This window comes from Streptomyces milbemycinicus (genome assembly GCF_002154605.1).
GTDB lineage: Bacteria > Actinomycetota > Actinomycetes > Streptomycetales > Streptomycetaceae > Streptomyces > Streptomyces milbemycinicus.
On the sequence record NZ_MUNE01000831.1, the window covers coordinates 1 to 5,304 of the forward strand.

At 74.6% G+C, this 5,304-nt stretch carries 5 protein-coding genes; 3 read left to right on the forward strand and 2 right to left on the reverse strand.

Features of this window, described 5'->3' with window-relative positions:
* Together CCN51_RS47165 and CCN51_RS47170 are read left to right on the forward strand one after the other, a co-directional pair.
* Nucleotides 1–584: SAM-dependent methyltransferase (locus CCN51_RS47165; protein ID WP_107426274.1), on the forward strand; the 584-nt coding region annotated here is incomplete at its 5' end.
* 140 nt (nt 585–724) lie between these two features.
* Entirely contained in the window at nt 725–1,879 is a 1,155-nt protein-coding gene (locus tag CCN51_RS47170) for an AI-2E family transporter (protein WP_106436551.1), read from the forward strand.
* 7 nt (nt 1,880–1,886) lie between these two features.
* Here the strand turns inward: CCN51_RS47170 and CCN51_RS47175 are convergent, their stop codons facing one another.
* Nucleotides 1,887–3,455 carry a hypothetical protein gene (locus tag CCN51_RS47175; protein WP_043486258.1) on the reverse strand — a complete coding sequence of 523 codons (1,569 nt, stop codon included), beginning with the start codon at nt 3,453–3,455 and terminating at the stop codon, nt 1,887–1,889.
* Nucleotides 3,452–4,351 (reverse strand): ATP-binding cassette domain-containing protein, encoded by a 900-nt coding sequence (locus tag CCN51_RS47180; RefSeq protein ID WP_014174247.1) that lies wholly within the window; start codon nt 4,349–4,351, stop codon nt 3,452–3,454. The genes CCN51_RS47175 and CCN51_RS47180 overlap by 4 nt, the downstream gene beginning before the upstream one ends.
* Before the next feature lie 196 nt (nt 4,352–4,547).
* Here CCN51_RS47180 and CCN51_RS47185 point away from each other — a divergent pair.
* The coding region (locus CCN51_RS47185; RefSeq protein WP_143676133.1) for a histidine kinase dimerization/phosphoacceptor domain-containing protein at nt 4,548–5,304 on the forward strand (757 nt) is incomplete at its 3' end.

The window sequence follows — 5,304 nt, forward strand, 5'->3', positions numbered from 1 at the left end:
TGCGCGCCTTGTCCGCGCAGCCCAAGGTGCATGCCGAGGGCATCGACATCTCCGAGCCCGCCCTGGTCGACGCCCGGGCGGCGGCCGAGCGCCTCGGGGTTGCGGACCGGCTCGTCCTCCATCAGCAGGAGGCCGACGGCTTCTCCTCACGGCACTCCTTCGACCTCGTGCTCAGCGTCGGTGCCGCCCACGCCTTCGGCGGGGTCCTCCCCACGCTCGCCGCGGCGCGCCGCCATCTGGCCCCCGGCGGGCGCGTCCTGATCGGTGACGGGTACTGGGAGCGCGAGCCGTCCCCGGAGGCCGTCGAGATGCTGGGCGACTTCGACGACCTGGCGACCACTGTGGACCGGGTCGTGGCCGACGGATGGACCCCCGTCCACGGGCACATCAGCACGCGCGCGGAGCTGGACGCGTACGAATGGGCCTGGACGGGTTCGCTGACCCGCTGGGCCCTGGACCACCCCGAGGACCCCGGCAGCGCCCAGGCGCTCGAGACGGCCGCCGACCACCGCACCGGGTGGCTGCGCCAGTACCGGGACTCCTTCGGCTTCGTCCATCTGATCCTGCGCAGCACCGGGGCGTAGCCGAGGGCGCCCGCTCCGCCACGCCGCGGCCGATTGCCGTCACGGGGCGACACGTCCCTGGTTGAATCGCCCCGTACGGGGACGATTCACATTCCGTGTCGGCCGCGCGGGACCGGGACGCAGAAGGCGGTGGCGCCCACGTGAGCAGCACATCTCGCCCTCCGCACGGCCGACCCGCGCGGCGCGCGGCCCGGGCCGGCCGCCCCGGCCACCGGGCCCGCGCCGCCGCATCACTGCGCGCGGCGGCACGGCGGGGCGGGGCCGACCTGGTGCATCCCGGGCTGCGCCTCGTGGCGGCGTACGCATGGCGGCTGCTGGTGGTCGGGGCGCTCGTCTACGCGGCGTTCAAGGTGCTGGGGCGCTTCGAGCTCGTCGCGGTGGCGGTGTTCCTGGGGCTGGTGGTGACCGCACTGCTACGGCCGCTGGCCGACCTGTTGGAGCGGCTGGTCCCGCGGCCACTCGCGGTGGCGGTGGCGCTGATCGGCAGCATCGTCGTGGTGCTCGGCCTGCTGGCGCTGGTGGGCAGCGTGGCCGCCGCGGAGGCGGGCAGGCTGCTGGGCGAGTTCCGCGGCGGGGTGGGCCGGATCAGCCGGTGGCTGGAACAGCCGCCGTTCCGGATCAAGCACGGCACGCTTCAAGGGCTGCACGAGCGGATCAGCACCTTTGTCGCGACCCACCGGGGGACGCTGATCAGCCGGGCGCTCAGCGGCGCCAACCGGGTCGTGGAAGCGCTCACCGGGGCGGCCCTGGCCCTGTTCTGCTCGGTGTTCTTCATCTACGGCGGCGACCGGATGTGGCTGTGGTTCCACGCCCAGCTGCCCGAGACCGCCCGGTCGCCATGGGACCGCGCGGCCCGGGCGGCGTGGTCCACGTTCGCGGGCTATACGCGCGGCATCATCATCGTGGCGGCCTCCAACGCGACGCTGGTGGGCATCGCCCTGTTCCTGCTGCGGGTGCCACTGGCGCTGCCGCTGACGGTGCTGGTGTTCTTCGCCACCTTCATCCCCCTGATCGGCGCGCCCATCGCGCTGGCCGTGGCGACCGTGGTGGCGCTGGCCGGGCGGGGCCCGGTCATCGCCGCCGCCGTGCTGGTGCTCATCGTGGTCATCGGCCAGATCGAGGGCCATGTGCTCCATCCGCTGGTGATGAGCTGGGCCGTGCAGTTGCACCCGGTGGTGGTCGCGATCTCGGTCATCGGCGGCAGCCTCGTCGCCGGGGTGATCGGCGCGATCGTGGCCGTGCCGATGGTGTCGGTCGTCTGGTCGGTGGTGCGCACGCTGCGCACCGGGGACTGACGGCGGCTCAGCCCTTGCCGCGCCGCGCGGCACCGGTCGCGAAGACGGCGCCGAGCAGCAGCGCCGACAGGGCGGCGACGGCCGGAGCGGGCGGGCCGGCCGGATGGCCGCCGGTCCGGACCGCGCCCATGAAGTCGAGCAGCGGCAGACCATTGGCGGTCGCGTACCACAGCGGGAGGTAGCCGGCCTGGAAGAGCCGGTGGCTGCGGCTGAGCGTGCCCAGAGCGAGAGCCAGCGAGGGGACGAAGAGCGCGCCGCCGGCCCAGGCGCCGACCCCGGCCCAGTCGGCCGCCGCGACGAACCGGACCAGCGGGGTGAGTGCGGCCAGTGCCGTGACCGCGAGCCCGGACAGCCATTCGGCGAGCGTTCTCCGGCGCGGTGCCGGGTAGCCGCCGAGCAGCGACTCCACCCCGTACTCGTGGCGCTGGGTGCCCAGACGGGACCAGATGAGGACCGGCCAGATCCAGGCCGCGGGCAGGACGATCCGGGGCACCGCCGAGAGCGGCACCACCAGACCGGCGACCGTGATGGCCGCCGCGACCGCCCACCACCACCGCGGGGCGCCCCGAAGGAGGATGCGGAGCTCGCCCACCAACAGCCGCCCGAAGGCCCCGCCCGGCCGTACCACGGTGCGCGGCGGACCGGTGAACACCGGGGCCGTCGGGGCCGCCACGGGCGCGGGTGTGCCGTCCGGCCGGGGCTGCGGTGGCGCACCGCCACGGGCGGGGTCGAACCGGCCGAACCAGAGCGCGGGAAGCAGCGCCGCCACGGCCGCCGCCAGGATCAGGGCCAGCCGTGTGGCCAGGAAGTCCACGCTCGGGGTGAACCCGTCCCATACGAAGGTCCGCAGCGGCCGGTCGATATAGGTCAGGCCCAGGCTGAATTCCTGGCCGGACAGATCGAGGTGGCGGGCCGTCATATCGGCGCGCATCGAGGCGACGACGCCGTGCACTCCGATGCCGCCGAGCGGTGCGCCGGGCCCCTGGCCGCCGAGTGCGACGGCCAGCCACACGAAGAACCAGATCACGTTTCCGAGCCCCTTGCGCAGCGGGGGCGTGGCGTCGAACAGCAGCGCGGCGGCGGCCGTCACCGCCACCAGGGGCAGCGCGATCAGTGCGAAGGGCAGCAGCAGCCGGCCCGGTTCGATGGTGTCGCTCTCGCCGCGGGCCAGCTGCATCACCGGCGCGGTGAGTGCGAGCACCCCCGCCATGGAGCCGAGCACCATCACGTTGCTGAGGAATTTCGCCGCGAGGTAGCCGGGGCCGCGCAACGGTGTCGCGGCGAGGAGCCGGCCCACGCCGGTGGCCTCGTCCCGGGTGATGGTGCCGCGTACGACGTAGAAGCCGCCGAGCGTCAGCCACAGCGCGCCTGCGAGCGCGGTCGCCGTGCCGGTGTAGGCGCTGTTGTAGCGGCCCCGGTAGTCACCGAGTTGCATGATGACCCAGCGGGTTCCGGGGTCCGGTACGGCCAGATAGCCGAGGCCGACCGCCGCCGCCAGGGTCAGCACGTACGCGGGGCGGCGGGCCCGCTCGCGGAAGTCGGCGAGGGCGAGCCTGCCGAGCCGGCCGGCCGTCATCGCCGTGCCTCCCGCCATTGGTCGGCGGGGTTGTCCGATTGATGGACGACGGCGAGGTAGGCGTCCTCCAGGTCCGGGGCCACCGGTTCCGCGTCCGGGTACGGCGCCTCCGGGGCCAGCAGCCGCAGCCGTACCCCATCGGCCGTGCGCACCGCGCGGCTGACCGGGTGACGCGTCTGTGCGAGGGCGGCCTGCTCGGGGCCGACCACCGCCTCCCACACCCGCCCGGCGACCTCGCCCAGCAGATCCTCGGGGGTGCCGCGGCGCCGCAGCCGCCCGTCGGCGACCACCGCGATATCGGACGCCACCGATTCGACGTCGGAGACGATGTGGGTGGACAGCATCACCACCCGGTCGGCGGCCAGTTCGCTGAGCAGGTTGCGGAAGCGCACCCGCTCCTGCGGGTCGAGGCCGGCGGTCGGCTCGTCGACGATCAGGACCCGCGGGTCGGCGAGCAGGGTCTGTGCGATGCCCACCCGGCGCAGCATCCCGCCGGAGTATCCGCCCAGGGGGCGTCCGGCCGCCTCGGTGAGGTTGACGAGTTCGAGCAGTTCGTCGATGCGGGCGCGCGCCGCTCGCGCCGAGATGCCCTTCGCCGCGGCAAGGTAGGCGAGGAATTCCCGCGCGGTCAGATGGGGGTAGACGCCGAAGTCCTGCGGCAGATAGCCGAGCGCCTGCCGCAGGACGTCCGGCCGCGCCACCGCGTCCACTCCGTCGTACAGGATCCTTCCCCCGGTGGGACGGGTGATGGTGGCGGCCATCCGCATCAGTGAGGACTTTCCGGCGCCGTTGGGGCCCAGCAGACCCAGCAGACCGGGGCCCAGACGGAGCGTCATATGGTCCACGGCCCGTTTCCCGCCCCGGTAGACCTTGCTGACATCGATCAGTTCGAGCATGGGGCCACTTTCGCCGGGCTGGGTGCGCGGGCGCTTCGCGGCGGGGAGGGAATTCCGGTTCCCCCGGCAGGGGGAAGGCGCCTCTGGCTCTCAAGGGGGAGGCGGGCGGCGTGGGGTGGCCACCATACTTGCGCCCGTGTGGAGAGCGCCCGTCTGGAAACGACCCGTCCGGAAGCCGCCCGCGGGGAAAGCGCCCGTGTGGAGGTCAATCGGCTGTGCGGACACCGTACGGGGCTGGGTGTACGCGCTGGCCGGCGCGGCCTGGAGCCTGCCCCCAGTGGCGGTGGCGCTCGTCGTGACGGCGGGGGTGGCCCGGTCGTGGCCGGCGGGGCTTCGCTGGGTGTGTTTCGGGGCCGTGTTCGCGGCGCTGCTCGCGGTCGGCGGCCGCCCCCGTGCGGTGCGGGCGTGGTGTGTACGCCTGGCCAACCGGCTGCTGCGCACCGGGCTGCCGGCACCCGTCGCGTCGCTGGGCGCCGGTCCGCGCGACCTCGTACGCACCCCGGCGTGGCTGGCGCTGCACATGGCCGTGGGCTGGGCGGTGGTGGCCGTGACGGGTCTGCTGGGGATGACGGCGGCGGTGCTGCCGGCGGTCTGGCTCGGCGGTGGCGAGCGGATCGCTCTGCTCGGCCTGTCGGTGCGGGTGGCGGGCGGCCGGCAGGGCGGATGGGCCCCGCTCGCCGCGGTCGGCTGCCTCGCGGCGGCGGCGTGGCTGTGCGCGGGCGCGGTGACCGTCCTGCGGTGGGCGGCCCCGGCCCTCCTCGGGCCCCGGCCGGCCGAGCGGCTGGCCGCGCTCGAGGAGCGGACGCGCCTGCTGGCCGGGCGCAACCGGCTGGCGCAGGAGTTGCACGACTCCATCGGGCACACCCTCACGGCCGCCACCATCCAGGCGGCCGTGGCCGCGGAGTTGATGGACCGGGAGCCGGAGGCGGCCCGGCGCGCGCTCAGCAGCATCG